The organism is Campylobacter showae CSUNSWCD (assembly GCF_000313615.1).
Lineage (GTDB): Bacteria > Campylobacterota > Campylobacteria > Campylobacterales > Campylobacteraceae > Campylobacter_A > Campylobacter_A showae_A.
The window spans coordinates 71,187-95,195 of the sequence record NZ_AMZQ01000007.1 but is presented as its reverse complement, the minus strand read 5'-3'; the positions used below and the strand labels follow the sequence as shown (position 1 = coordinate 95,195).

The following is a 24,009-nucleotide window of genomic DNA, read 5'->3' as shown; positions in this document are numbered from 1 at the left end:
AATCAAAACTTTAAAATAATATTTTAAGTTAAATTTCTGTAATATGTTAAGTTATGATTAAAAAATATATTAAAAACATCTCGTCTTTGTATATAGACGGCTTTAGAAATATGAAGCTTGGAAAGAGCCTGTGGCTCGTGATAGCCATCAAGCTACTTATAATGTTCGGGGTTTTAAAAGTATTTATCTTTGATGAAAGTTTAAATTCAAAATTTAAGAGCGACGAGGCTAAAGCCGACTTCGTCATCTCAAATTTGACAAAGGAATAAAATGTCTGAAATCGCTTCGGTCGATTGGTCTAGGGCGCAGTTTGCGCTCACCGCGATTTACCACTTTTTGTTTGTTCCGCTTACGCTGGGACTTAGCTTTATTATCGCCATTATGGAGAGTATTTACGTCAAAACCGGCAACGAGCAGTGGCTAAAAATCACCAAATTTTGGCTAAAACTCTTCGGTATAAACTTCGCTATCGGCGTGGCTACAGGTATCATAATGGAATTTGAGTTCGGCACCAACTGGGCGAACTACAGTTGGTTTGTCGGTGATATATTCGGCGCGCCGCTGGCTATCGAGGGTATACTCGCGTTCTTTATGGAGGCAACGTTCTTTGCCGTTATGTTTTTTGGCTGGGATAAGGTTAGCAAGAAATTTCACCTCATCTCGACCTGGCTCGTGGCTATCGGTTCAAATTTGAGCGCGCTTTGGATCCTCATCGCAAACGGCTGGATGCAGTATCCAATAGGCATGAAATTTAACCCAGCAACCGCAAGAATGGAAATGGAAAATTTCTTCGAGGTTGCTCTTAGCCCCGTTGGCATTATCAAATTTTTACACACCGTTACTAGCGGCTACGTCGCTAGCGCGCTTTTCGTGATAGGAATTTCAGCGTGGTTTATCCTGAAAGGACGCCACCTAATCATGGCTAAAAAATCCATCATCGTAGCGGCAAGCTTCGGCCTCGTTACGTCGCTGTTTTTGATGTTTAGCGGCGACGAGAGTGCATATCAGGTCGCGCGCACCCAGCCTATGAAACTAGCCGCGATGGAAGGCCTTTATAAAGGCGAAACAAACGCCGGTCTAGTCGCTATGGGCGTGCTAGATCCCTCTAAAAAACCTGGCGACGACAAAGATCCGTTCTTGCTCGAGATAAAATTTCCTTACGCGCTCGGAGTTATGGCCACAAGAGGGTTTAATAACTTTACGCCCGGCATAGACGATCTAGTGTATGGCAATGAAACTCACGGCATAGAGAGCGTCGCAAGCAAAATGTCCAAAGGCTCGCTAGCCGTTAGCGCGCTAGCTAGCTACAACGCCGCTAAAAAATCGGGCGATAAAGCCGCGATGGAACAAGCCGAGCAAACTCTGGCTCAAAATATGAAATTTCTAGGCTACGGATACCTAAAATCCCCGGAAAGCGCCGTGCCGCCTGTTGGCTTAACGTTTTATAGCTTCCACGTGATGGTTGCGCTTGGCACCTACTTTTTAGCGCTATTTTTCGTCGTGCTTTATCTTTGCATGGCGAACAATATCGAAAATTTCAAAAAGTTGCTCTGGATTTGTGTATTTACGATACCGCTTGGCTACGTAGCTATCGAGGCAGGCTGGATAGTAGCCGAAGTCGGTCGTCAGCCTTGGGTCGTGCAAGATCTCATGACCGTGGGCGTGGGGGCGACGAATTTATCAAGCACAAACGTCAAAATTTCGTTTATACTATTTGCAGTGCTTTTCACGGCCCTACTCATAGCCGAGATAAAAATCATGCTAAAACAAATAAAAATAGGATTTGAAAACCATGCTTAGTTTAGAATTTTTACAAATTTACTGGTGGTGCGTAGTTAGCTTGCTAGGCGGTTTGCTAGTGTTTATGATGTTCGTTCAGGGCGGGCAGACACTACTTTTTGGGCTTTGCAAAAACGAACTGCAAAAGGACATGGTGATAAATTCTATCGGACGCAAATGGGAGCTTACGTTTACCACGCTCGTAATGTTTGGCGGCGCGTGCTTTGCGGCATTCCCACTGTTTTACGCGACAAGCTTCGGCGGTGCGTACTGGGTGTGGCTGGCGATTTTGTTTTGCTTTATTCTCCAAGCCGTGAGCTACGAGTACCGCAAAAAACCGGACAACTTCCTAGGTCAAAAAACATATGAAATTTTCCTTTTCATAAACGGCTCTCTCGGCGTTATTTTAATCGGCATGGCCGTTAGCACGTTTTTTTCGGGAAGCGATTTTTTACTAAACGAGCACAACTTCGTACAGTGGCAAACGCCGTTTCGCGGACTTGAAGCGCTGGGCAATATCATGCTCTATCCTCTAGGTATCGCGATGTTTTTCCTAGCTCGCGTGGGCGGAGCGCTCTACCTCATCAACAATATAGGCGATGCCGAGATCAGAGCCAACGCCAGAAAAGCGGCGCTAAAAAATACGATTTTCTTTTTACCGTTCTTCTTGATATTCATCGCTTGGGTATTTACCAAAGCCGGTTTTGCATACGACGAGAGCGGCGTAGTGAGCTTAGTTGGCTTTAAATACGCTCTAAATTTACTCCAGATGCCGCTTGTTGCAGCTATGATAGTTATAGGCGTCGTACTCGTGCTTTTTGGTATATTTAAGGGTGCGTTTACGACCAGCATCTACGGCGTAGTACCTTACGGCGCGGGCGTAGTGCTAACGGTTACTGGACTATTTTTGATAGCCGGGCTTGCGGACACGGCATTTTACCCGTCGTTTTCAAATTTGCAAAGCTCGCTCACGATCAAAAACGCAAGCTCTAGCCACTACACGCTAAACGTCATGGCCTACGTGAGCCTGCTAGTGCCGTTTGTTTTGGGCTATATTTTCGTCGTTTGGCGCGCGATGGATAGCAAAAAGATCACCGCAGGCGAGATCAAGCACGATCATCACGCATATTAAGGATAAAAATGATAGAAGCGATAGTTTTTCTTTTTCTTTGGGTTTTGGCGCTTTTTGGCGGATATAAATTCGTCCATTTTAACATCAAACACGTCGAGAAAAACGACGACAAATACTTTGGAAATTTGCGCGAATAAGCGCTAATCCGCAAATCTCGTTCTACTTAAATTTTAGCTTTTGTCGCTATAATGAGGCTAAAATTTTAAGGAGAACGAGATGTTTGACTTCACTTTTCACAACCCCACAAGAATAGAATTCGGCAGAGACAAAGAGCAAAATATCGGGCTTTATATGCGTAAATTTGACGCTAAAAGAACCCTACTGATCTACGGCAGCGAACGCATCAAAAAAGACGGACTCTTTGACACAGTAGCAGCTAGCCTAAAAGAAAACGGCATCGAGTTTATAGAGCTTGGCGGCGTGGTTAGCAACCCCGTGCTAAGCAAAGTTTACGAAGGCATCGAGCTAGCTAGGAAATTTAACGCCGATAGCGTGCTAAGCGTAGGCGGAGGCTCCTGTCTAGATAGCGCCAAAGCCATCGCCGCGGGCGTGCTGTACGAGGGCGACGTGTGGGACTTTTTCACGGGCAAAGACCCGAGTCGCGCGCTAAAAATCTTTGACATCATAACTCTTGCGGCGACGGGCAGCGAGATGAACTCGGGTGCGGTCGTGACAAACGAAGCTACAAAACAAAAATTCGCCATCCACGGCGATGTCCTCTATCCGCTAGTCTCTGTCGTAAATCTTAAGCTACAAGCAAGCGTTAGCCGTGAGTACCTAGTCTACTCCGCCGCCGATATCATCGCGCACAGCATCGAGGGATACTTCACGGCTAAAGTGCAGCCTGATATCATCAACCTCTACATCGAAGCCAACATCAAAACCGTGATGAAAACGACTGAAATTTTACTAGCTGGTCCCGACAACTACGACGCTAGAGCCGAGTTTGCCTGGGCGGCGACGATGGCGCTAAACGGCCTAACCTACGTCGGTACGCACGGCTACTCCTACCCAAACCACATGCTCGAGCACGCCATGAGCGCGGTCGTAAACTGCGCGCACGGAGCGGGTCTAGCAGTCATAATGCCTGCGTGGATGAAGTGGTATAAGAGCCGAAATTTGAGTGCTTTCGAGCGTTTTGCGCGGGAAATTTTTGGCGCAAGCTCAGCCGACGAAGGCATCGCAGCATTTAAAGCGTGGCTTAGCAAAATCGGAGCTCCAGTTAGCCTAAAAGCCGTCGGCATAGAGGGCGAAACGCTAGAGGAGGTGGTAAATTTAGCCTATGACTACGCGGCAAACTGGCGCAAAGATAAGCTCTACACGAAGGAAAATATCAAAGAGATTTTTGAGCTGGCGAAGTAAATTTGATCAAATTTACCAACTGACATCTTTTGCGAAATTTCGTAAATTTGCGATTATATCGTGAATTTATAGTTTGATTTTTTACTTCACTATCGCTCGGCGCGTAAAAAGATAAGCGGAGGTAACAAAAAAGGTGTGCTGGGTCACAGCCTGCGGACAGTCCGCAGCAAATCTCACTATTCCGATATTGCGGCGCATTGGATTAGACGCGCCTAGCCAAAGTAAATTTGAGGCTTTTAACGATAAAAATCGCGCTAGAATTTAGCAAAACCCCGCTTGCTAGTCCGCTTGTGATGAGTGGGACTGGTTGCACTTTCTCAACGGCACTTGCTTGCTACCTAGCAAAGGGCAAGAGCCTAGAGGAAGCCATAGGGCTTTCAAAAGAGTATATCTGCTCCATTATAAAAGAGAGTATCGACACAAAGCTAGGCAAAAACCGCCTTCTTTGGCACGGAGCAAAGTAAATTTACCAGCTAGTTTCTAGCTGGTTTTAAAACAAATTTATAAATTTCTCATATGAACCAAGTGGCATTATATCTATGCTATAAAGGTTATCTTGTTTATAAACAATAACACTATCAAATCCTAAAATTTCCAGTCTTTCATAAGTTGCTAGTTCTCCCTCGTCAAGCTTTAAAACTTTTCTCAAAAGCCAGTCGCTGATAGCCTTATTTGGATTTGTCATTAAGGCTTTATTATTATCTTGACAAATTTTTGCACGTAAATTTTCTCCAGTAGGTGTTTGAAGGATAAATTCTTGATCCCTTGGTGGAAAAAAGTTTTCGTTTATTTCTCTTGCTTTAGCTGGATAATTTATATACATTTCATTGATGTCTCTTGCTCTACCACCAGCATTCCATTGATTTAAACTACTTCTTTCAAAAATAATTTTTCTACCATTTTTTATAGAATAAAGAGGCAATACAATGTAGTCAATCCCTGCTCTTTTAGAAGGTGTTAAGTTTATCTGACCTAGCTTTGAGAGTAAAGAATAGACATCATCAATAATCTCTATGTCTTTTTTGTATGCATTATCTGGAATGCTAAAATTTCTTAAAAGTGTGCTTTTTGATCTGTTAAAGCTATACTCGTTTATACCGTCACTAAATTTTATGCCACTTTTTGTACTTTTGATATCTTGTAAATTTGAAATATCTATTTCATCGTAGTCGGTTTCAAAAAATACAAGCTTACCATTCGTTCTAGCCACGATATGATACAAGGCATCGTCTATTTCATATGTTCGTTTGGCTAAATTTATGCGGTCATTTCTAAAATTTGATAGTTTAAATGCTAACTCGTCAGGATTTAGATCATCAAACTCTCTTGATAAAGCATTAAACTCTGCAACTTTTTCTAAAGAAGAATTAGAAGTGAATGTAAAAGTTTTTAGTCCAATGCCAAGAGTGTCTATTTTGGCATCAAATGCTGTATCACTTCTGCTCAAATTATGAGCATTAAAACATTTACAAAATACATTTTCGGCAAATCTGTAATATATAAAAGGAGTTTCGCTTTCACTAAAAAGTCTAGATAGTGAAGCCATAATGGATAACAAATTTAAATACTCTCCATTGTCTTTTATATCTTTGTCGGCAAAATTAATCATCTAAGACCTTTATAATTTGTTCTGCTATTCTTTTTATAAGAGGTATTGTTACGCTATTTCCAGCTTGTATATAAAGTTTTGATATAGCAATATCTGGCAAAATAATGTTTTGAAATCCTTGAAATTTAAAACACTCGATCGGAGTAAGTTTTCTTATGCCAAATTTATCTCTTAGTAAAGGGACGTTATGCCCACCTGTTCCCATATTTGCGGTTAAAGTTGGACACAAATTTGACTTGTTTTCTCTAACGTAGTGCCTACGCCATTGATACAATGTGTCTTGATTTTTTATAGCGTCATTTAACTCGGCATAAAATTTGTTTTTCTCTGGTGTGTAGTAAAAATAATCATCCTGTTTTTCTTTTAAAATGATCTCTTTTATCTTTTTTGTTAGTTTTATAGGCTTTGGAAATGTAAATTTTTCATAGTTTTTAACTTTGTTTTTATTAAATGCAACTATAAAAATTCTCTCTCTATTTTGTGGGATATTTGCGTGTGTAGCAGAATTTAAAACATCGCTATAAACATAGTAGCCTATGCTTTCAAGAGAATTTTTTATTACTTTAAAAGTGTTGCCGTTGTCGTGATTTTTTAAATTTTTGACATTTTCTAAAAATAAGACTTTAGGCTTATGTTTTTTTGCGATTGATAAAATTTCAAAAAACAGCGTTCCTCGGGCATCATCAAAACCTTTTTGATAACCAGCGATCGAAAAAGCTTGACAAGGGAAACCACCGCACAAAATATCAAAATTTTTTGGGATTTTATCTTTTGTCTCTTGTTTTGTTATATCACCAAACGGAGTAAGGTTGTGATTTAGTGTATATGTGATGGATGCAAATTTATCTATTTCACTAGCATATAAACAGCTTGCTACCCCCCCCCATTGACTTAAGTGCAAAAGAGAAGCCACCAACTCCTGCAAAAAGGTCTATATAAGTAAATTTATGTTTCAAAAATATCCTTTAAATTTAATCTAAAGAGCAAAAGCTCTTTAGTTATTTACACCTCTAATATCGCTCCATTGCTTGCGTTTGTGACTAGCTTTTGATACTGCCTTAGCCAGCGAGAGGTTAGTGCCTTATCTACTGGTTTAAATTTAGCCCTGCGCTCGGCGATCTCCTCATCGCTTAGGCGAACGTTTATCTCGTATTTATCGACGTCTATATCGATGATGTCGCCATCTTGTAGCAGGCCTATCATGCCGCCTTCAGCAGCTTCTGGGCTTACGTGGCCGATACTTAGACCTCTTGTCGCCCCACTAAAGCGACCATCTGTGATGAGCGCTACGTCTGCGCCAAGGCCACGCCCCATGATGAGTGAAGTAGGGCTTAGCATCTCTTGCATGCCAGGGCCTCCGCGTGGGCCTTCGTAGCGGATGACGACTACGTCGCCTTTATCGACTTTACCGCTTGAGATGCCAGCTATGGCTTCATCTTGTGAGTTAAAGCAGACCGCTTTACCGCTAAATTTACGCTCGCCAACGATGCCAGCCGTCTTGATGACACAGCCTTGCTCGGCTAAATTTCCAAACAAAATGGCAAGTCCGCCAACCTGCGAATAGGCATTTTCCACCTTGTGGATGACGCTTTCGTCTTTGATGTCACTAGCCTGTACGCGCTCGCCCAAAGTTTCGCCGCTAACTGTTAGGTTGTCTAAGCTTAGCATGCCGTTATCTCTGCGTGAAATTTCTTTTATCACCGCATTCATGCCACCAGCCCTGCCGATATCCTCCATGTGTACGTTTGGCAAGCTCGGGCTGATCTTAGCGATATGGGCGATGTTTTGACTGATCTTATTTAGCTCTTTTATGTCTAAATTTACCCCAGCCTCTCTTGAGATAGCTAGCATGTGAAGGACGGTGTTGCTGCTGCCACCCATCGCCATATCAACGACAAGTGCGTTGCGGATCGCCTTTCCATTTAGTATGTTTCTTATCTTAAATTTCTCATCAAGGGCGATCTGACAGATCCTGCGAGCAGCCTGCCTGATGAGCTCCTCGCGCTCTGGGGTAAGTGCTAGGATAGTACCGTTGCCAGAAAGCGCTATACCCATCGCCTCACAAAGTGTGTTCATAGAGTTTGCCGTAAACATACCGCTACAGCTGCCCCCACTCGGACATGCATTGCACTCGATATCTCTTAGCTCGGCTTCGTCTATCTCTTTGGTCTCAAATTTGCCAACCGCCTCAAACGCAGTCGCAAGATCTATCGGCCTGCCGTCCTTTGTGTGGCCTTTTTTCATCGGACCACCGCTTACAAAAATGGTCGGGACATTGACCCTTAAAGCGCCCATAACCATGCCAGGGACGATCTTGTCACAGTTTGGCATACAAACAAGCGCGTCAAGTGCGTGCGCGTTCATTACGGTCTCTATAGAGTTTGCGATGATCTCGCGGCTTGGCAAGCTATATAGCATCCCAGAGTGCCCCATCGCGATGCCATCATCCACGCCTATGCAGTTAAATTCAAACGGCACACAGCCATTTTTGCGAATTTCATCTTTTAAAATTTGAGCGTATTTGTTTAAGAAAAAGTGCCCAGGGATAATCTCTATAAAGCTGTTAGCAACGCCGATAAATGGCTTGGTAAAGTCCTCGTCTTTTAACCCAGTCGCACGTAAAAGTGAGCGGTGTGGGGCTCTTGTGTAGCCTTTTTTGATTATATCGCTTCTCAAATTTGATCCTTTTAATGGAATTTAGGCGATTTTATCGAATTTAGCTTTAAAAAGCTTAATTTAAATCAAATTTGAGTATATTTAAACTCTTTTAAAATAAGGGTAAAAATGCTTTTTAACTCATTTGCGTTTATAGTTTTTTTCTTACCGATTACTTTTGGAGTTTATTTTGTTTTAAATAAGCTCAAATTCGTTCAACTCAGTATCTTTTGGCTCACGGTCGCTTCGCTATTTTTTTATGGATATTGGAATTTTATTTATATCCCGCTTATTTTAGGTTCGATTACGTTTAACTTCTACGTCGGTCATCTGCTCTGCGCTCACCCATCTCGCAAAAAGCTTATTTTGTGGGCAGGCGTCGCGGCAAATTTAGCCCTACTGGCCTACTACAAATACACCGACTTTCTGATAGAAAATTTTAACGGAATTTTCGGCGCCGACGTACCGCTTCACCACGTTATTTTACCTCTTGGCATCAGCTTTTTTACATTTACGCAAATAGCGTTTCTAGTAGACTGTTATCACGAAAAAGTAAAAGAGCCCAGCTTCCTTCGCTACGCTCTTTTCGTGACGTATTTTCCGCATCTTTTAGCCGGTCCTATCATCCACCACGCCGAGATGATGCCGCAGTTTGCAAATTTACGTTTAAAGTGCATAAACTATAAAAATTTAAGCATCGGACTTTTTTTATTTTCGATCGGGCTTTTTAAAAAAGTCGTAGTGGCAGATTTTTTCGCTAGATTTGCCCTTCATGGTTTTGACGTGTATACGACTCTTAGCATGAGCGAGGCATGGATCACGAGCCTTAGCTACACTTTACAGCTATATTTCGATTTTAGCGGTTACACCGATATGGCGATCGGCATTTCATATATGTTTAACATTATCCTACCGTTAAATTTCAACTCTCCCTACAAAGCGCTAAATATCCAAGACTTTTGGCACAGATGGCATATGACGCTTTCGAGATTTTTACGCGACTACATCTATATCCCACTAGGCGGCAACCGCAGAGGCGAATACCGCACTTACGCCAACGTTTTTGCGGTATTTTTGCTAGGCGGACTTTGGCACGGAGCGGGTTGGATGTTTATCATCTGGGGCGCGCTACACGGGTTTGCGATGATGATTTGTAGATTTTACGGCGCGCATTTTCGCCCGATGAATAAATTTTTAGCTTGGTTTATAACGTTTAATTTTATAAATATCACTTGGATATTTTTCCGCGCCAGAGACCTAGATAGCGCGATGAAAGTGCTAAAAGGCATGTTTGATTTTAGCTCGGTTAAGATAAATTTTAACTACTTAGAGTACATAAGCAACTCTCTGGGATACAATCAAATAAATTTTATGGAAACACCGCAAATAGCCATGGGTACGTTTTGCGCTATTATGGGTATTACGCTTTTGGTTACGATTTTTGGGCGAAACTCGAACGAAATGGCCGCTAGAGCAAAATTTGGCTTTCTTACCGCACTCTTTACGGCATTTTTGCTTGCTTTGGTTTTTGCGATTAACTCCGGCGCGCAGGAGTCGCCGTTTTTGTACTTTAACTTTTAGGATTAAATTTGAAAAAATATAAAATTTTTCTTTTGACGCTTCCTATTTTGACTCTGGTTATGATCGCGTTTTATATGGCGTTTGCGATGTTTCTCATCAGGGTTTCGTCGGCTCATCACTACGCGTATAAAAACTACCTCATCTCAAACACGACCGAACAAAACCGTATCATCGTCGAAAGCGGCTCAAACTCCTATCACGGTATCAACTCCCAGATGCTTGAAAAGCACTTTGGCAAGCTGGTTATAAATTTAGCCGATCACGGCGGTTATCCGCTACGCCACAGACTCTACCGAGCGGCCAAACTAGCGCATAAAGGAGATATTTTTATCCTGCCTTTGGAGTACAGGTACTACATCAACGATGTTCCGCCCGATACTTATTACTACGGACTTTTTTTTGAGATTCACCATTTTTACGACTATTTACCGTTTTTTGAAAAGCTAAAAACTATATCGCAAATCCCGTTTCAAGCATTTATAAACGCGGCAATAAGAGACTATAAAGAAATAGCGGCGTTTGAGATAAATTTCGATAACTTTATCAACCGCAAGCCTCAAGCCGTGCACGATTTTTCGCCGGATTTTAGAAACGGCGAACGCGGCGATTATAAATACACCGGCAAAGTAGAAGAAGCCAAAGACACACAGATGCCGTGCCAAAAATACATATTTTTTACTGATTTTTCAGGCGGCAAAATCGGTATAAGCGATATTTTCAAAGAAAATTTAAATTTTATGAAAAAACTTGAGCGCGAAAAAGGGATCAAATTTATCTTTACCTACCCGGCTGTCGCAGGCGACGACTGCTACGATCTAAACTACCCGCACGCCGCGGATAATCAAAAATTTCTAAAAGACGTAAAAAAACTCATCGAAGATAACGGCTTTGAGATGATCGGCGATTATAAAGATAGCTATTTTCCGCGTAAATTTCTGCACGATACGTGGTTTCATCTAGTGCCCGAGGCCAGAGATATGCGCACGCAAAAGCTAATCGAAAATCTCGAAAAGTCAAAATACGCAAAAGAGCTACACGCGAAGTAAAATTTAATATTTATTACCGAGCCTAAATTTGGACTTTTGCTTTCTAACTAAGTCAAATTTGAGTAAATTTTACTCACCGCTATAATTTTTCGAACTAGAATTTGAAGTAAATTTAACGCAGGTCTTTTTAAATAGGAAATCGAAATTTGACGTAGAAAAATATGCAAATTTGAGCCCGAAAGCTCAAATTTAAGCGCAATGCAGAGATTGCTTTGTGCTTATAAAAGGCTAGAGCGATTCTGGTCACTCTAGCCTAACGAAGATAAAATTAATCCGCTACTTTCATCGCGCCGCCCGCGCCCAAACCGCCTTTTACGGTTTGCATTTTGTAGTTTCTGACGGCTTCTATTAGGTTATTCATCGAGTCGGTGAAGGCTGCTACTATAACCTTACCTTCAGGCGTATTAGCGTAGGCCCCAAGTCCTCCGCCTACCTTACTACCAAATAAGCCCCCAAGTCCTGCAAAGTCCGTATTTCTAGCGCTTCCCTCGGCTGCCGCTAACTGTACGCCCGATCGGTTTTCGATTAGCGTTAGAACAGTACTTACGTCGCTTGTGCTAAACCCGCCGGCTACAGCACCTGCGACTGAGCCGAAAAATGCGCCTACGACACCGCCTAGACCGCTAGTGTTGCTCTCGCTAAATGTTATCGTAGGAGTTAAAGTGTAGTCCGCGGCAACCATCTGACCTTTTTTGAAATTCGAGTTCTTTCTAAGCTCGCCCGACTCCATCAACGCGCGCTCTTCTAGCATTTGGTTAAACGCTTTGCTGCGCTCGACGACGACGAAGCAGTTTGACTGCTGAGCTAGGAGCCTAAGAACCGGGATAGTAGATGTTAGCTTGTACTGCCCGGTTACGACGGAGTACCAGTCGCTGTTTCTATCCTCATAAATCGTAACCGTACCCATAGACTCGGTACATCTGGTTAGTCCGGGGTTTGCATTTTGCACGTTTGAGCCCGCAGCTGAGCCAGTGGCCGTCGTTTTAGCCTCAGGTGAGCCCATACTCATCGACGACATGCAACCCGTCAAAAGAAAAGGCAGAGCCAAAGCCGCAATCTTCGATGCGTTAAAAAACGATTTTTTCATTGAAAACTCCTTGGGGAAATTTACAAAATTGTAATATATTTGCGCTAAAAATTTACTTTATTTTAAATTTGATGTTATAAAATGATTTAGAAATAACCAGAAAGGATTTGACATGAAAAAACTTGTTTTAATCGCTCTTTTTACAGCGTTTTGTTTAAATTTGGCAAACGCTTACGACCGTTATTCAAACGAATCTTTAATAGTCATCCCGGACAACAGCTACAAATACAAAAAACGCCGCCACCGAGATAGATACGACGACGACGTAGTGATATATATGGACCCTCCGTACGGCGGCTACAAACAAACCGACCGAGGCAGAGACTATCGCGATAAACTAGTCGATCAATACATAAAAAACAATAACATAAAAAAAGGCGGCTCGAGCAAATCGGACGACCGAAGCTACGAGAGAGGCTATGACGACGGATACGATGACGGATACCGCGACAGACGCGACGATTATTACTATTCGCCTCGCCCGCAAGTAGGCATCCGCGTTAGATAAATTTGACGCCCGTTCGCCGCTAGTCGTCAAATTTGATCGGCGGTGAAATTTGATTTAAGAATTTGATTTACAAAAAGGAAAATAATGCTAACCAACCCCGTCGTAATCAGTATCCTCGTGATGACTGTGCTTTGTTTGTTAAGGTTTAATATCCTGCTTTCCATCCTCGTCTCCGCCCTAGTCGCGGGTCTCATCTATCACGGCGGATTTGCCGGCGTAGGGGCGTTTTTCGACGCGCTAACGGCTACCACATCGACGCTGATAACGGGTATGAAAGGCAACCTAGAAACCTCGCTCAGCTATATCCTGCTCGGCGCTCTCGCAGCCGCGATAGCCAACACAAACCTAACCGCGATCCTCATAAACGCCGTTAGCAAGGCTCTAGCAAAAACTAGCACCTATTTTGCTCTGATAATCGCCGCGATTGCGTGCTTTTCGCAAAATTTGATCCCGGTTCACATCGCTTTTATCCCGATTCTTATCCCGCCGCTTTTGCCGCTGATGAACCGCCTAGGCATCGACCGCCGAGCCGTCGCGTGCGCGCTAACTTTCGGACTAGAGGCGCCGTACGTGAGCCTTAGCGTTGGTTTTGGACTTATTTTTCACGGTATCATCAAAAAAGAGCTCGCAAACAACGGCGTAGAGGTGCAGATGAGCGAGATCTCAAGCGTAATGTGGATCGGTGGCCTTTCTATGCTAGTGGGCTTGCTTTTAGCCGTTTTCGTCTTTTACCGCAAAAAACGCGACTACGCGCACACCAAATTTGAAACGAGCGAAGAGCAAGAGGCGCAGTTGGCCGCAAGCCTAAAAATGACGAAAAAAGAGTGGGCGGTTCTAGGCGGTGCGGTTGCGGCGTTTGGAGTGCAAATTTATACCGAGAGTATGCCTCTTGGCGCGCTTATCGGCCTGCTCGTTATGGTGGTTTTTGGCGGTATCGAGTACCGAAAAATCGACAAAATCATGGACAGCGGTCTAGCGATGATGGGCTTTATCGCATTTATCATGCTCGTTGCCGCGGGCTTTGGCTCGGTTTTGCGCGAGAGCGGCGGTATCGAGCAGTTAGTGAGCTTTGCTAGTGCAGTCGCCGGCGGCAAAATAGGCGGCGCAATACTGATGCTGGCTATCGGCTTGCTCGTTACTATGGGTATCGGCACGAGCTTTGGCACGATACCGATCATCGCGGCGATCTACGTGCCGTTTTCGCTTTCGCTGGGATTTTCTCCGGCGGCTATCATCTTGCTAGTTGGTATCGCGGCGGCTCTGGGCGATGCGGGCAGTCCAGCTAGCGACAGCACGCTAGGGCCTACGAGCGGTCTAAATGCCGACGGCCAGCACAATCATATTTACGATACGTGCGTGCCGACTTTCATCTTCTTTAATATACCGCTACTAATCGGCGGTGTAATAGGCGCGATGATTCTCTAAATTTGGCGGCTTGTCTCGCGAGCGTCTTTAACGGAGCTAGTAAAAATTTAGCTCGATAGACTACATGTCTTATCTTCGCTAAATTTTTACGTCGCAACCCTTAAATCCATCTCGCGATACTTCGCCTTAACTTTTTCTGCTTAAATTTGAAGTAAATTTACAAATTTAACTCATATACTCTTTTTCGCTACTACCTTCGCGAAGACTAAACTAAAATCAAATTTAAATTTGGAACGTCTTTTGCTTAAGTCATCTTAAAATTCACTTTTCAAAAAGGATAAAGCTATGATGAGATCACTTTGGTCGGGCGTTACGGGACTGCAAGCTCACCAGATCGCTATGGATGTTGAGGGTAACAACATCGCTAACGTAAACACCGTCGGCTACAAATACAACCGCGCAAATTTCGACGACCTTATCTACCAAACTTCGCGTATCGCCACCGCACCGCAAAATCAACACGGCGGCGTAAATAACATGGAAGTTGGCCTAGGCACGCAGATAAACTCCACTACGAGGATTTTTAAGCAAGGCTCGCTGCAAACCACCGACAAACAAACCGATATCGCGCTTCAGGGCGACGGATTTTTCATGGTGAGCTCGGACGGCGGCAAAACCACCTACTACACCAGAAACGGCGACTTTTCAAGAGATAGCGAAGGTAACTTCGTCGATAACGGCGGCAACATCGTACAAGGCTGGATGAGAGACGAGGAAACGGGAGAGATCGATCCTACTAGACCTATCGGCGATATAAAGATCCCAGTCGGCCTAACCGTGCCTGCGCGCGCTACGACAAACATCGCGCTAAAAGGAAACTTAGACAGCGGTAACGACGTAGGAAATAAAAAGATACCTATCTACCGACTTGATCAACACCACGGTTTCGTTGATTTAAATAATAACGGCGTAAATGACGTAGCAACCGAGCAACATGATGAAAATAATATAGGTTCGGATAGATTCTACGTAAATAGAAACGGTGAACAGAGGATGACGGAGCGCGGAGCCGATCTTGGCGTTTTATTTAATAATGCCGGCGATGCGTATAATTTAAGAACAGGTCAAGGCATATGGGCTAGCTACGCCGATGCTAAAACTCAACTTTTAGATGTCGGTGCAAGCAATACTGGAGACATCAGTCCAGCAAAAATTCTTAACATAACCCTAAATGGAGAGACTATAGTAGCTAATGATATTAAAAACATTAGTCAGCTAGCATCTGTAATAAACGAACGATATAGTAAAACTGGAGTAGAAGCTAGTGTTTCAAATGGAAATAAACTAGTACTTACGAATAGAAATAATTTAGGCACCACAGCAAATACTAAAAATATAAAAATGGTCTTAAATGCAGGAAATACAATTACTTCACATACTGGCACCGACCCGGATAAAACTTTTGCTGATACTAATATAATAACGGCATATCAATATACATACAATAAAACTCGCGTAAGTGCAGTACATAAATACGATGATGCAGTAGCTAGACAAGTAACAACTACCGAGGATCTACGTGAAGCTATGCAAAAAGACGCAAGATTGTGGACGAATTATAATGGTACAGTTGTAGGAAATACTGGATCTACCCCTAATGAAACCACTTTTACAAACTCTTTAGCTTCTACTGGAACCCCTGGTCCGTCAGAAAAAACAGGTAATAAAAACGACGGTGTCGAAGTAACCGTTAATGAACATGGGCAATTTCAGATAAGAAACCCTAGAGGAGATGCATCAAATGACAATGATGATACTCCTACAGCAGATACTTTTATGGATGACCATAATATGAACCTGACAGTTACGGGCTTAACAAATGCCGCCAATAACGTAACCGAAAACGTCAAATTTACCGCATCTATGGCGCCTATTTCAGGATCATTAAGCTCTGGCGACTCTGCAAGAGTTACCGATGGTTTGAATATGGCGGCTCATAGCTCAAGCACCGATCTTTACGATAGCTTAGGTACGAAGCATAATATAAAAATGGACTTCGTAAAACGCGGCTACACAGAAAACGGCGGAACCGAGTGGACGATGGTTATCCAAGTAGCCGAACCGAACCGAATAAATCAAGATGGCGAACCTGCAAACGTGATCACTGGTTACGTGAGATTTAACCCGGACGGCTCGCTAGCGACATATAGCCCGGCTAGCATTACCTTCGGCGCACAAAACGGCTCAGCTATAGGCCAGCACATCGAACTAAAATTCGGCACTACGCAGACCACGGACGGACTAACGAGCACCGATAACAACTCAAGCACCGCAGACATCAGCCAAGACGGCTACGCTAGCGGCGAGCTAAACGGTATCAGGATAGATCAAAGCGGAACGCTCGTGGGATCATTTACGAACGGCCGAAGCCTAGGACTAGCGCAAGTGGGCGTTGCTAAATTTGCAAACAATCAAGGCTTAGCCGGCGAAGGCGGAAACCTCTTCTCGCGCACGGCAAACTCGGGCGATCCGATCATCGGCGCGGCTCAAACTGCCGGACGCGGTAAGATCTCAGCCTCGAGCCTTGAGATGAGCAACGTCGATCTATCTCGCTCGCTAACTCAGCTCATCGTCGTACAGCGTGGCTTCCAAGCTAACTCAAAGACGATCACGACTAGCGACGAAATGCTAAACACGCTGCTTCAATTAAAATAAAATAACCCAAATAAGACGCTAAATTTTAGCGTCTTATTCTATCTAAAAAATACAATAATCCTTTACATAGTAAATACAAAATGATACAATGCAAATCAAAAAGGATATAAAATGGCAAGCGTAAATATTCGCGTAAACGATAACGATAAAAAAGCTGTCGAGCAAATTTTAGCTGATATCGGTCTCACTCTTAGTTCGGCTACGAATGCATTTTATAAACAAATTATAATGCATCGAGGTATACCGTTTGAGCTTAAGGCCGACCCATTTTTTTCGCAAGAAAATTTAAAAAGGCTCGAAAAAAATGCGGAGCAAATGAAAACTACGGGCGGTCAAATTCATGAGGTTTTGAATGATTAAGGCTTGGTCGGACGATGCTTGGGACGAATTTATTTACTGGCAACAAAATGATAAAAAAGTCTTAAAAAGAATTTTAGAGCTCATAAAAGATATCGATAGAAACGGCTATGAAGGCATTGGTAAACCAGAAAGGCTAACGGGTAATCTAAGTGAGTATCATAGTAGACGCATAGACGGTGCAAACAGGATAGTCTACAAAATAGAAAACGACATTATTAAAATCATTCAGTGCGGCTCTCATTATAGAGATAAATAATTGTATTGACATTATTTAGAACTAAATTTGTAAATTTTACCGTACTGTCGGTAAAAACTAGAATACAAGTTTAAAATCAAATTTTTATCAATTTTTAGCTAAATTTACCGCTAAATTTAACTAAAAGAGTCAAAAATGCAAGTAACGCTTCTAAATTATACTCCGCTAAATATCTGCTCGCACGCGATCCGTACGTGTTGGCAAAGCTTTGAAAAAGGCGACAATGGCGGTGAAAAAGATGTCGAGCTCATCGAGCGCGTCGGCAATAAATTTAAACACGCCAGCACGCTCGAGCACCTTTCCTACAACTTCTACATCCAAGGCATCTCGCGCGCCCTGCTACAAGAACTAGCCCGTCACCGCGTGGCGAGCCTCAGCGTCAAATCAACGCGCTACACGCTAAAAGAGCTAAAAAAAGAGGCTAAATTTGAGCTTGGCGACTTTGAGCGGGCGGCGAGATTTATTGTATTAACGGGTGACGAAACGGTCGATAACGCAAGCATCAAAGCGCTGGAAAATCTGCGCGAGATCCTCGCAAACACCACAAAAAGCCTCGACATCGTCAAGTACTGCTTACCCGAGTGCTACAAAACCGAGCTCACGTGGAGCGTAAACGCGCGCAGTTTGCAAAATTTCCTCTCGCTACGCAGCTCAAAATCAGCGCTTTGGGAGATCAGAAACCTCTCGCTAAAGCTTTACGAGTCGCTGCCTCAGGAGCATAAATTTATCTTTGAAAAATGTATAGATATAAAATAAAGGAGTAAAAAATGTACAATATGAAAAAAAAGGAATTAAAATTTAATGATGAAGAAATAGCGGCATTATTCGGAAGTGAAGCTGCAGAGGATGAAAAGCCAGAAAGATTGATAGAATATTACTTTAAGGCAGATATATACGAAGAAATAAAAGCGAATTTACCACTTCGTATAGCTGTTGGACATAAAGGAATTGGAAAATCAGCTATTTTTCAAGTGATGCGACAAGAATTTGAAAAAGATAATATACTAACTATAATGCTAACACCAGATGATATTGAAGGTATAAACGAATCAAAAGATGATGGTCATAATAAATTAGTAAAAATATGGAAAGATGAGCTCACAAAAATCATCATAAATAAAGCCATTGATAAAATTAGTACTTTTGGGAAACCAATAAAAAATTTAAAATCTAGCATAATAGACACTTTGGTGGATTGTTTAAAAAATTTAAAAATTAATATTAGTCAAGAAAAAAATGCAATTGCTCAACATTTTTTAAGTGATAAAAAAATAATTATTTTTATAGATGATTTAGATCGTGGTTGGGAAGGTAAAAGGGATGATATAAAAAGAATTTCAGCTATGCTAAATGCTATTAGAGATATTTCCAATACCAATAGATCTATAAATTTTAAAATAAGCCTTCGTACAGATGTTTATTATTTATATAGAACAAATGATGAGTCTACTGATAAAGTTGAGAGTAATGTAGTGTGGGTTACCTGGGATAATCATGGTATCTTGGCATTACTTGCTAAAAGAATTGTTACGTATTTTGGTGGTAATGTTGAAGAAAGAGAGTTATTAAAATTAGAACAAACTGAAATTTCCAATAATATACTTAGCTATGTATTTGAAGATAGATTTCACGGACACGGAAAGTGGTCCAATATACCAATATACAAATTACTTATGTCTTTAATAAGAAAACGACCACGTGATCTTATTAAACTTTGTTGGCTATCTGCAAAAGAAGCGAAAAGAAATAACCACAATAAAATTGGGACAGAGGAATTAAACAAAATATTTGAACTATATTCACAAGGTAGACTTCAAGATACCATTAATGAATTTAAATCTGAATTACCTACTATTGAAAGATTGCTTCTAAATATGAAACCTACAAAATATGAAAAGAATTCGGGTGAAGCATATCAGTTTACAGATGCAAATTTAAATAAAAAAGTTAAAAATATAATTAACAATATGCCTAAATTTATTTTTGCTAATGGAAAAGAAGCAACAGAAAAAGATCTTTGCATATTTATGTATAAAATTAACTTTTTAACCGCTAGAAAAAAAGAATCTGATGGAAAAATAATAAGAAAGTATTTCGAAGAAAATAGGTTTTTGGCAAATACACATACAGATTTTGGCTTTGATTGGGAAATACATCCATCTTACAGATGGGCACTACAACCAGATAATATTTTGAATATATTTGATACCCTCGTAGAATATGATAGCTAATATGTATAGTTTAGATAAAGAATATAACTATCTAAAAATTATTTTAAGAAATCATAAATTTATCTTTTAAAAGTACATAGGGAAAGCAAAATGCAAAACATCAAAATCGACGTGAATAAAAAGGGCATTTTTATAAATAAAATTTTACTTGCAAATGACGCTCTGATCGATGAACTAAACAAAATTTTAAACCTCGTCCCGCGCATCGTGCCGCCTGATTACAAAGCAGCAAAAAATGGCGGATATGAGCCAAACGCCTTAGCCCTTTACGACGAGCTTGGTATTTGGTGTTTTGCGGAACCTAGCGGCAGGATAAAAGAGATAAATTTGCTCATCGAACGCCAAAAAGACACAGGCAAAAGGCTCTTTCCGCGCGAGCTTTTTAACGGCGAGATCACCTTTGGTGGTAAAGCCCCGCTTGATGCGGTCAAGGAAAAGCAGCTGCGAGACGCCTACATCTATCTTGACGCGCGAATCGGCGAGTATCAAATTTCGCTGACGTTAGCGGACGCCGTGAGAGAGCGGATCGAGAAATTTAGCTTTGCCGAGCGCCTGGCAAAAAGCGAAACTGGCGAGATAGAGGGTATCGTGCGAAACGCACCCGTGCCGATCAGCGAGATTTGCTTTTACCACGATGCTAAAAAATCTCATGCTAAGCCAAGCGACAAGTATGAGATCGTGCGCACAAACGAGCCAAAACTCATGTTTAAAAACCTAAATTTCAAGCTCGCCGTGATGAACGAGCTGATGTATGAAAAAGCACTGCTGGAGCCTAAATTTGACGTGTTTGAGTACTGCAAGGAGCGCGGCATCGATCCGTATGCGGACTTCGGCGCGCTGCCGCAAGCCAAAAAGTGGTTCAAGGACTATCCGGTTCCTGCAAATCTGGCGGAGCAGGTGAGCGAGCTCTATCTTGACGGCGGAAACGAAATTTATCTGCAAATCGCGCCTGATTGGGACGGCGAGGACGAGCTTTTCGACATCAAAAACATCGATGCTGCCGAGCTTGCGCCATTCATTAATCTTAAAAAAATCGAGACGACCGGCATCGGCATATCCAAAAAGGCGAGAAAAGCCTGCGCGGATGCGGGGATTACGGTAGTTGATTAAGCGCGGAGATAAATTTTCAAGCAATCAAATTTTGCGCTAACAAAGGGCAAAATTTGAAGCCAAATTTTAATAAATAACAATCAAAAATTTGAACTTATTTTAAGCGTAGATTATTTGCGTGCGTTAGCGCGATAGCGATAGCGTCGGTGATATCAAGCGGTTTGATCTCCTTTGTTATACCCAGAATTTTCTTAACCATAAAGGCCACCTGCTCTTTATCTGCCTTGGCTTTGCCGGTGACCGTTTTTTTAACCTGAAGCGGCGTGTACTCGGCAAAATCTCCGTGAAGCTGCAAAATTTTAAGACTAAGCGCCCCTCGAAACTGCGCGAGCTTTAAAACCGTTTTTGGATTATAAGCAAAAAATATGTCCTCGATCGCCACTTCGTCAAATTTGTGATTTTTAAAAATCAGATCAAGTCCCTCGCAAAGTTCGGTGATTTGATACTGCAAAGAATTCGGTTTTATTTTGATTAGTCCCGCCTCGATCAAAAAGGTTTTCACGGGCGTCTTTTCGACGATTGCATAGCCGCAATTTCGCGATCCCGGATCGATTCCTAAAATTTTCATCTCATCCTTTTCAACAGTTTTTCACGCTTTTTTCACGGTGTGAAAAACGAATTTCAACGCCATTTTAACAAATTTAAGATAAAATCTAGCGAATTAATCTTAAAGGCAAAAATTTGGTCGCAAACGAGGTTTTGGAGCTACTTTCCAAAGAAATTTTACCGTCGGAATTTGAATGCTACATCAAGCAGCTTAAATTTAACGAAAAAAGCTCAAACTCAACGAACGTCGTATTTAACGCGCCAAACGAGATTATCGCTAAATTTATCCAGACCAAATACGCCTCCAAAATCGCTCATCTTTTTGAAGTAAAAACCGGACAAAAACCCGTGATCAACGTCCTAGCCGCGACCAAAACGCAAAGCAAACCGGCTAAAAAAGTGGACGTAAAAGAGATAAAAGCGCAAAGCAGCCTGCTAAATCCAAGCTACACTTTTGAAAATTTCGTCGTCGGCGACTCGAATCAATTCGCATTTTTAAGCGCGAAAGCTGTTTCCGAGCAGCTGGGTAAAATTTACAATCCGCTTTTTATCTACGGCCCAACCGGACTTGGCAAAACGCACCTTTTGCAATCAGTCGGAAATTTTTGCCTAAACGGCGGCAAAATGGTTATTTGCGTAACAAGCGAGCAGTTTATCACGGATTTTACTTATAACCTCAACAACCACTCGATGGAGCGATTTCGCGAAAAGTACCGAAACTGCGACGTTTTACTCATCGACGACGTGCAGTTTTTAGGCAAAACGGATAAAATCCAAGAGGAATTTTTCCATACGTTTAACGAGCTTCACGCCAAAAACGGCCAGATCGTGATGACCTCGGACCGCCAACCAAAGCTGCTAAAAGGCTTTGAAGATAGACTAAGAACGCGTTTTGAGTGGGGTATCATCGCAGACATCACGCCGCCGGAACTCGATACTAAAATCGCAATCATCAAGAAAAAATGCGAATTTGATAAAATTTACCTCGACAAAGACGTCATAAACTACATCGCAACAAACATGGGCGACAACATCCGAGAAATCGAAAGCGCGATAATAAATTTAAACGCTTACGCAAGGCTCATGAGGCAGGAAATCACGCTAGAGTTTGCAAAAAATATCCTGCGCGATCAGATAAAAGAAAAACGCGAAAATATAAACCTAGAAAATATCGTTGAAATCGTGAGCAAAGAGCTAAACGTCAAACCAAGCGATATGAAAAGTAAATCCCGCTCGAAAAATATCGTCGAGGCTAGACGCATCGTGATATATCTGGCTAAAAATTTGACGCCAAACTCGATGCCGCAGATTGCGCAATTTTTTAACATGAAAGATCACTCAGCCGTAAGCCACAGCATAAAAAAAATAAACGAACTAATCGAAACGAATGAGTATTTTAAAGTTCGCGTCGAAGAACTAAAGAATAAAATTTTAACCAAAGAGTAAAAACGTGAATAAAAGTGAAAAAATAAGCAGTTTTTTTAACGCTGCAAATGCCCTATTTAAAGCAAATAAAAGCAGTTTTAAACTTTTCACGCCCCCTACTAATGCTACTAAAAGAAATTTAAAAACAAAAGGAAAAAAATGAAAGTCGCGATTAATAAAAACGCTTTAGAAAGCATCGTAACAAATAGCAATTCTTACCTAGAGAAAAAGGATCTAAGCGCTATAACTTCGCATATATTTATTGGAGCAAAAGACGGTATCCTAAATATAAAAGCAACAGACCACGAGATCGGTCTAGCCTATAAGCTCTCAAACGTCAAAATCATGGACGAGGGAAACGCTACTGCAAACGGTAAGAAGTTACTTGACATAATAAGAAGCTTAAAAGACGAAGAAATCACACTAGAGACAGTAAATAACTACCTCTACATAAAACAAAAAAACTCAAAATATAAACTTCCGATGTATAAATTTGAAGATTTTCCAAATTTCCCGACGATAGAAAATAAAAATAAATTTGAAGTCGACGCCGTAATGCTTGGACGAAGTTTAAAGAAAATTTTTACAAGCATCGACAATAATAACCCTAAATTTGAGCTAAACGGCGCTCTTATAGACATCAAACAAAACTACATAAATATCGTCGGTACCGACACGAAAAGGCTTAGCGTATTTAGATTTGAAACACCGACTCAGAGCGAATTTTCACTAATAATCCCGAAAAAAGCTATTAGCGAAATACAAAAGCTATTTTTTGACAAGATTGAAATTTACTACGACGATACGACTCTGATCGCTCAAAGCGCAAATTTCGAGTTTTTTACAAAGCTGATAAACGGCAGATTTCCTGACTACAACAGAGTAATCCCGCAAGAGATAAAACGAAGACTAAGACTAAGCAGAGATAAAATGGTAGAAGGTATCAAAACCGTCTCAATCATCTCTGAGAGCACAAAGATCGTATTTGCTCCACAAACCATAAGCTTTGAAAGCATCGTAGAGGATAACTCTGAGGCTAAAACCACAATAGATTTTGCAACCGGACTAGAAGAAGAAATCTACGTTGGCGTGAAAAATAGATACTTGCTCGATTTCTTACAAAGCATCGAAGAGGAATATTTCGAATTTGGATTTAACGACTCAAATTTAGCCTTTACGGTGAGCTCAAACGAGCTAAAAACGGTAATCATGCCGATAAATTTATAAAAAAACAAAGGTAAA

23 protein-coding genes are annotated in these 24,009 nt (G+C 41.7%); 18 read left to right on the top strand and 5 right to left on the bottom strand.

The window, feature by feature from the left end:
* The first annotated feature begins 53 nt into the window (after positions 1-53).
* From CSUNSWCD_RS05160 to CSUNSWCD_RS05140, 6 genes are all read left to right on the top strand, one after another.
* Positions 54-269 (top strand): DUF4492 domain-containing protein, encoded by a 216-nt coding sequence (locus CSUNSWCD_RS05160; protein WP_009494776.1) that lies wholly within the window; start codon positions 54-56, stop codon positions 267-269.
* A 1-nt stretch (position 270) separates the two neighbouring features.
* Complete coding sequence (locus CSUNSWCD_RS05155; protein ID WP_009494775.1) at positions 271-1,800, top strand: cytochrome ubiquinol oxidase subunit I; 1,530 nt, start codon at positions 271-273, stop codon at positions 1,798-1,800.
* A complete protein-coding gene (locus tag CSUNSWCD_RS05150) occupies positions 1,793-2,911 on the top strand; it encodes a cytochrome d ubiquinol oxidase subunit II (protein ID WP_009494774.1) in 1,119 nt (372 codons plus the stop codon). The genes CSUNSWCD_RS05155 and CSUNSWCD_RS05150 overlap by 8 nt, the downstream gene beginning before the upstream one ends.
* 8 nt (positions 2,912-2,919) lie before the next feature.
* Entirely contained in the window at positions 2,920-3,048 is a 129-nt protein-coding gene (locus tag CSUNSWCD_RS11880; protein ID WP_002943393.1) for a hypothetical protein, read from the top strand.
* A 79-nt stretch (positions 3,049-3,127) separates the two neighbouring features.
* Positions 3,128-4,273: an iron-containing alcohol dehydrogenase gene (locus CSUNSWCD_RS05145; protein ID WP_009494773.1), complete on the top strand. Its 1,146-nt coding sequence runs from the start codon at positions 3,128-3,130 to the stop codon at positions 4,271-4,273.
* Positions 4,274-4,500: 227 nt separating this feature from the next.
* Positions 4,501-4,737: a bifunctional hydroxymethylpyrimidine kinase/phosphomethylpyrimidine kinase gene (locus CSUNSWCD_RS05140; protein WP_009494772.1), complete on the top strand. Its 237-nt coding sequence runs from the start codon at positions 4,501-4,503 to the stop codon at positions 4,735-4,737.
* Between the two features lie 26 nt (positions 4,738-4,763).
* On the opposite strand, the gene CSUNSWCD_RS05135 is transcribed toward CSUNSWCD_RS05140, so the two are convergent.
* The 3 genes from CSUNSWCD_RS05135 to ilvD form a co-directional block, all read right to left on the bottom strand.
* Positions 4,764-5,882 (bottom strand): hypothetical protein, encoded by a 1,119-nt coding sequence (locus CSUNSWCD_RS05135; protein WP_009494771.1) that lies wholly within the window; start codon positions 5,880-5,882, stop codon positions 4,764-4,766.
* Positions 5,875-6,795 carry a DNA (cytosine-5-)-methyltransferase gene (gene dcm / locus CSUNSWCD_RS05130; RefSeq protein WP_009494770.1) on the bottom strand — a complete coding sequence of 307 codons (921 nt, stop codon included), beginning with the start codon at positions 6,793-6,795 and terminating at the stop codon, positions 5,875-5,877. Before dcm ends, CSUNSWCD_RS05135 begins: the two co-directional genes overlap by 8 nt.
* An 89-nt stretch (positions 6,796-6,884) precedes the next feature.
* Positions 6,885-8,558: a dihydroxy-acid dehydratase gene (gene ilvD / locus CSUNSWCD_RS05125; RefSeq protein WP_009494769.1), complete on the bottom strand. Its 1,674-nt coding sequence runs from the start codon at positions 8,556-8,558 to the stop codon at positions 6,885-6,887.
* Positions 8,559-8,666: 108 nt separating this feature from the next.
* On the opposite strand from ilvD, the gene CSUNSWCD_RS05120 reads away from it, so the two are divergent.
* On the top strand, positions 8,667-10,118 hold the full coding sequence (locus tag CSUNSWCD_RS05120; RefSeq protein ID WP_009494768.1) for an MBOAT family O-acyltransferase: 1,452 nt from the start codon (positions 8,667-8,669) through the stop codon (positions 10,116-10,118).
* An 8-nt stretch (positions 10,119-10,126) separates the two neighbouring features.
* Positions 10,127-11,164 carry a hypothetical protein gene (locus CSUNSWCD_RS05115; protein ID WP_009494767.1) on the top strand — a complete coding sequence of 346 codons (1,038 nt, stop codon included), beginning with the start codon at positions 10,127-10,129 and terminating at the stop codon, positions 11,162-11,164.
* Between the two features lie 268 nt (positions 11,165-11,432).
* Here the strand turns inward: CSUNSWCD_RS05115 and CSUNSWCD_RS05110 are convergent, their stop codons facing one another.
* Positions 11,433-12,251, bottom strand: coding sequence for a CsgG/HfaB family protein (locus CSUNSWCD_RS05110; protein WP_009494764.1), 819 nt, complete (start codon positions 12,249-12,251; stop codon positions 11,433-11,435).
* Between the two features lie 112 nt (positions 12,252-12,363).
* Between CSUNSWCD_RS05110 and CSUNSWCD_RS05105 the strand changes: the two genes are divergently transcribed.
* The 8 genes from CSUNSWCD_RS05105 (at position 12,364) to CSUNSWCD_RS05070 (ending at position 20,796) form a co-directional block, all read left to right on the top strand.
* Positions 12,364-12,759 (top strand): hypothetical protein, encoded by a 396-nt coding sequence (locus CSUNSWCD_RS05105; RefSeq protein WP_009494763.1) that lies wholly within the window; start codon positions 12,364-12,366, stop codon positions 12,757-12,759.
* Positions 12,760-12,843: 84 nt separating this feature from the next.
* Entirely contained in the window at positions 12,844-14,184 is a 1,341-nt protein-coding gene (locus CSUNSWCD_RS05100) for a Na+/H+ antiporter family protein (protein ID WP_009494761.1), read from the top strand.
* 285 nt (positions 14,185-14,469) lie between these two features.
* Entirely contained in the window at positions 14,470-16,839 is a 2,370-nt protein-coding gene (flgE, locus tag CSUNSWCD_RS05095; protein WP_009494760.1) for a flagellar hook protein FlgE, read from the top strand.
* Between the two features lie 111 nt (positions 16,840-16,950).
* Complete coding sequence (locus CSUNSWCD_RS05090; RefSeq protein ID WP_009494759.1) at positions 16,951-17,199, top strand: type II toxin-antitoxin system RelB/DinJ family antitoxin; 249 nt, start codon at positions 16,951-16,953, stop codon at positions 17,197-17,199.
* Positions 17,192-17,455 carry a Txe/YoeB family addiction module toxin gene (locus CSUNSWCD_RS05085; RefSeq protein ID WP_009494758.1) on the top strand — a complete coding sequence of 88 codons (264 nt, stop codon included), beginning with the start codon at positions 17,192-17,194 and terminating at the stop codon, positions 17,453-17,455. Before CSUNSWCD_RS05090 ends, CSUNSWCD_RS05085 begins: the two co-directional genes overlap by 8 nt.
* Positions 17,456-17,590: 135 nt before the next feature.
* On the top strand, positions 17,591-18,211 hold the full coding sequence (thyX, locus tag CSUNSWCD_RS05080; RefSeq protein ID WP_009494757.1) for an FAD-dependent thymidylate synthase: 621 nt from the start codon (positions 17,591-17,593) through the stop codon (positions 18,209-18,211).
* Positions 18,212-18,222: 11 nt separating this feature from the next.
* Positions 18,223-19,686, top strand: coding sequence for a P-loop ATPase, Sll1717 family (locus tag CSUNSWCD_RS05075; protein WP_009494756.1), 1,464 nt, complete (start codon positions 18,223-18,225; stop codon positions 19,684-19,686).
* A gap of 90 nt (positions 19,687-19,776) precedes the next feature.
* Entirely contained in the window at positions 19,777-20,796 is a 1,020-nt protein-coding gene (locus CSUNSWCD_RS05070; protein ID WP_009494755.1) for a DUF6892 domain-containing protein, read from the top strand.
* Between the two features lie 94 nt (positions 20,797-20,890).
* Here CSUNSWCD_RS05070 and ruvC read toward each other — a convergent pair whose 3' ends face one another.
* Positions 20,891-21,364, bottom strand: coding sequence for a crossover junction endodeoxyribonuclease RuvC (gene ruvC, locus CSUNSWCD_RS05065; RefSeq protein ID WP_009494754.1), 474 nt, complete (start codon positions 21,362-21,364; stop codon positions 20,891-20,893).
* 113 nt (positions 21,365-21,477) lie between these two features.
* Here ruvC and dnaA point away from each other — a divergent pair, with 113 nt between their 5' ends.
* A complete protein-coding gene (dnaA, locus tag CSUNSWCD_RS05060; protein WP_009494753.1) occupies positions 21,478-22,788 on the top strand; it encodes a chromosomal replication initiator protein DnaA in 1,311 nt (436 codons plus the stop codon).
* Between the two features lie 138 nt (positions 22,789-22,926).
* Complete coding sequence (gene dnaN / locus CSUNSWCD_RS05055) at positions 22,927-23,994, top strand: DNA polymerase III subunit beta (RefSeq protein WP_009494751.1); 1,068 nt, start codon at positions 22,927-22,929, stop codon at positions 23,992-23,994.
* The last annotated feature ends 15 nt before the right edge of the window (positions 23,995-24,009 follow it).

Bases quoted from the DNA above. Each gene is read 5' to 3' on its own strand.
- CSUNSWCD_RS05075 (WP_009494756.1), top strand. From the start codon at position 18,223: ATGTACAATATGAAAAAAAAGGAATTAAAATTTAATGATGAAGAAATA.
- CSUNSWCD_RS11880 (WP_002943393.1), top strand. From the start codon at position 2,920: ATGATAGAAGCGATAGTTTTTCTTTTTCTTTGGGTTTTGGCGCTTTTT.
- dnaN (WP_009494751.1), top strand. From the start codon at position 22,927: ATGAAAGTCGCGATTAATAAAAACGCTTTAGAAAGCATCGTAACAAAT.
- CSUNSWCD_RS05120 (WP_009494768.1), top strand. From the start codon at position 8,667: ATGCTTTTTAACTCATTTGCGTTTATAGTTTTTTTCTTACCGATTACT.
- CSUNSWCD_RS05100 (WP_009494761.1), top strand. From the start codon at position 12,844: ATGCTAACCAACCCCGTCGTAATCAGTATCCTCGTGATGACTGTGCTT.
- CSUNSWCD_RS05105 (WP_009494763.1), top strand. From the start codon at position 12,364: ATGAAAAAACTTGTTTTAATCGCTCTTTTTACAGCGTTTTGTTTAAAT.
- CSUNSWCD_RS05145 (WP_009494773.1), top strand. From the start codon at position 3,128: ATGTTTGACTTCACTTTTCACAACCCCACAAGAATAGAATTCGGCAGA.
- CSUNSWCD_RS05160 (WP_009494776.1), top strand. From the start codon at position 54: ATGATTAAAAAATATATTAAAAACATCTCGTCTTTGTATATAGACGGC.
- thyX (WP_009494757.1), top strand. From the start codon at position 17,591: ATGCAAGTAACGCTTCTAAATTATACTCCGCTAAATATCTGCTCGCAC.
- CSUNSWCD_RS05135 (WP_009494771.1), bottom strand. From the start codon at position 5,882: ATGATTAATTTTGCCGACAAAGATATAAAAGACAATGGAGAGTATTTA.
- flgE (WP_009494760.1), top strand. From the start codon at position 14,470: ATGATGAGATCACTTTGGTCGGGCGTTACGGGACTGCAAGCTCACCAG.
- CSUNSWCD_RS05085 (WP_009494758.1), top strand. From the start codon at position 17,192: ATGATTAAGGCTTGGTCGGACGATGCTTGGGACGAATTTATTTACTGG.
- CSUNSWCD_RS05150 (WP_009494774.1), top strand. From the start codon at position 1,793: ATGCTTAGTTTAGAATTTTTACAAATTTACTGGTGGTGCGTAGTTAGC.
- CSUNSWCD_RS05090 (WP_009494759.1), top strand. From the start codon at position 16,951: ATGGCAAGCGTAAATATTCGCGTAAACGATAACGATAAAAAAGCTGTC.
- CSUNSWCD_RS05155 (WP_009494775.1), top strand. From the start codon at position 271: ATGTCTGAAATCGCTTCGGTCGATTGGTCTAGGGCGCAGTTTGCGCTC.
- ruvC (WP_009494754.1), bottom strand. From the start codon at position 21,364: ATGAAAATTTTAGGAATCGATCCGGGATCGCGAAATTGCGGCTATGCA.
- CSUNSWCD_RS05110 (WP_009494764.1), bottom strand. From the start codon at position 12,251: ATGAAAAAATCGTTTTTTAACGCATCGAAGATTGCGGCTTTGGCTCTG.
- CSUNSWCD_RS05070 (WP_009494755.1), top strand. From the start codon at position 19,777: ATGCAAAACATCAAAATCGACGTGAATAAAAAGGGCATTTTTATAAAT.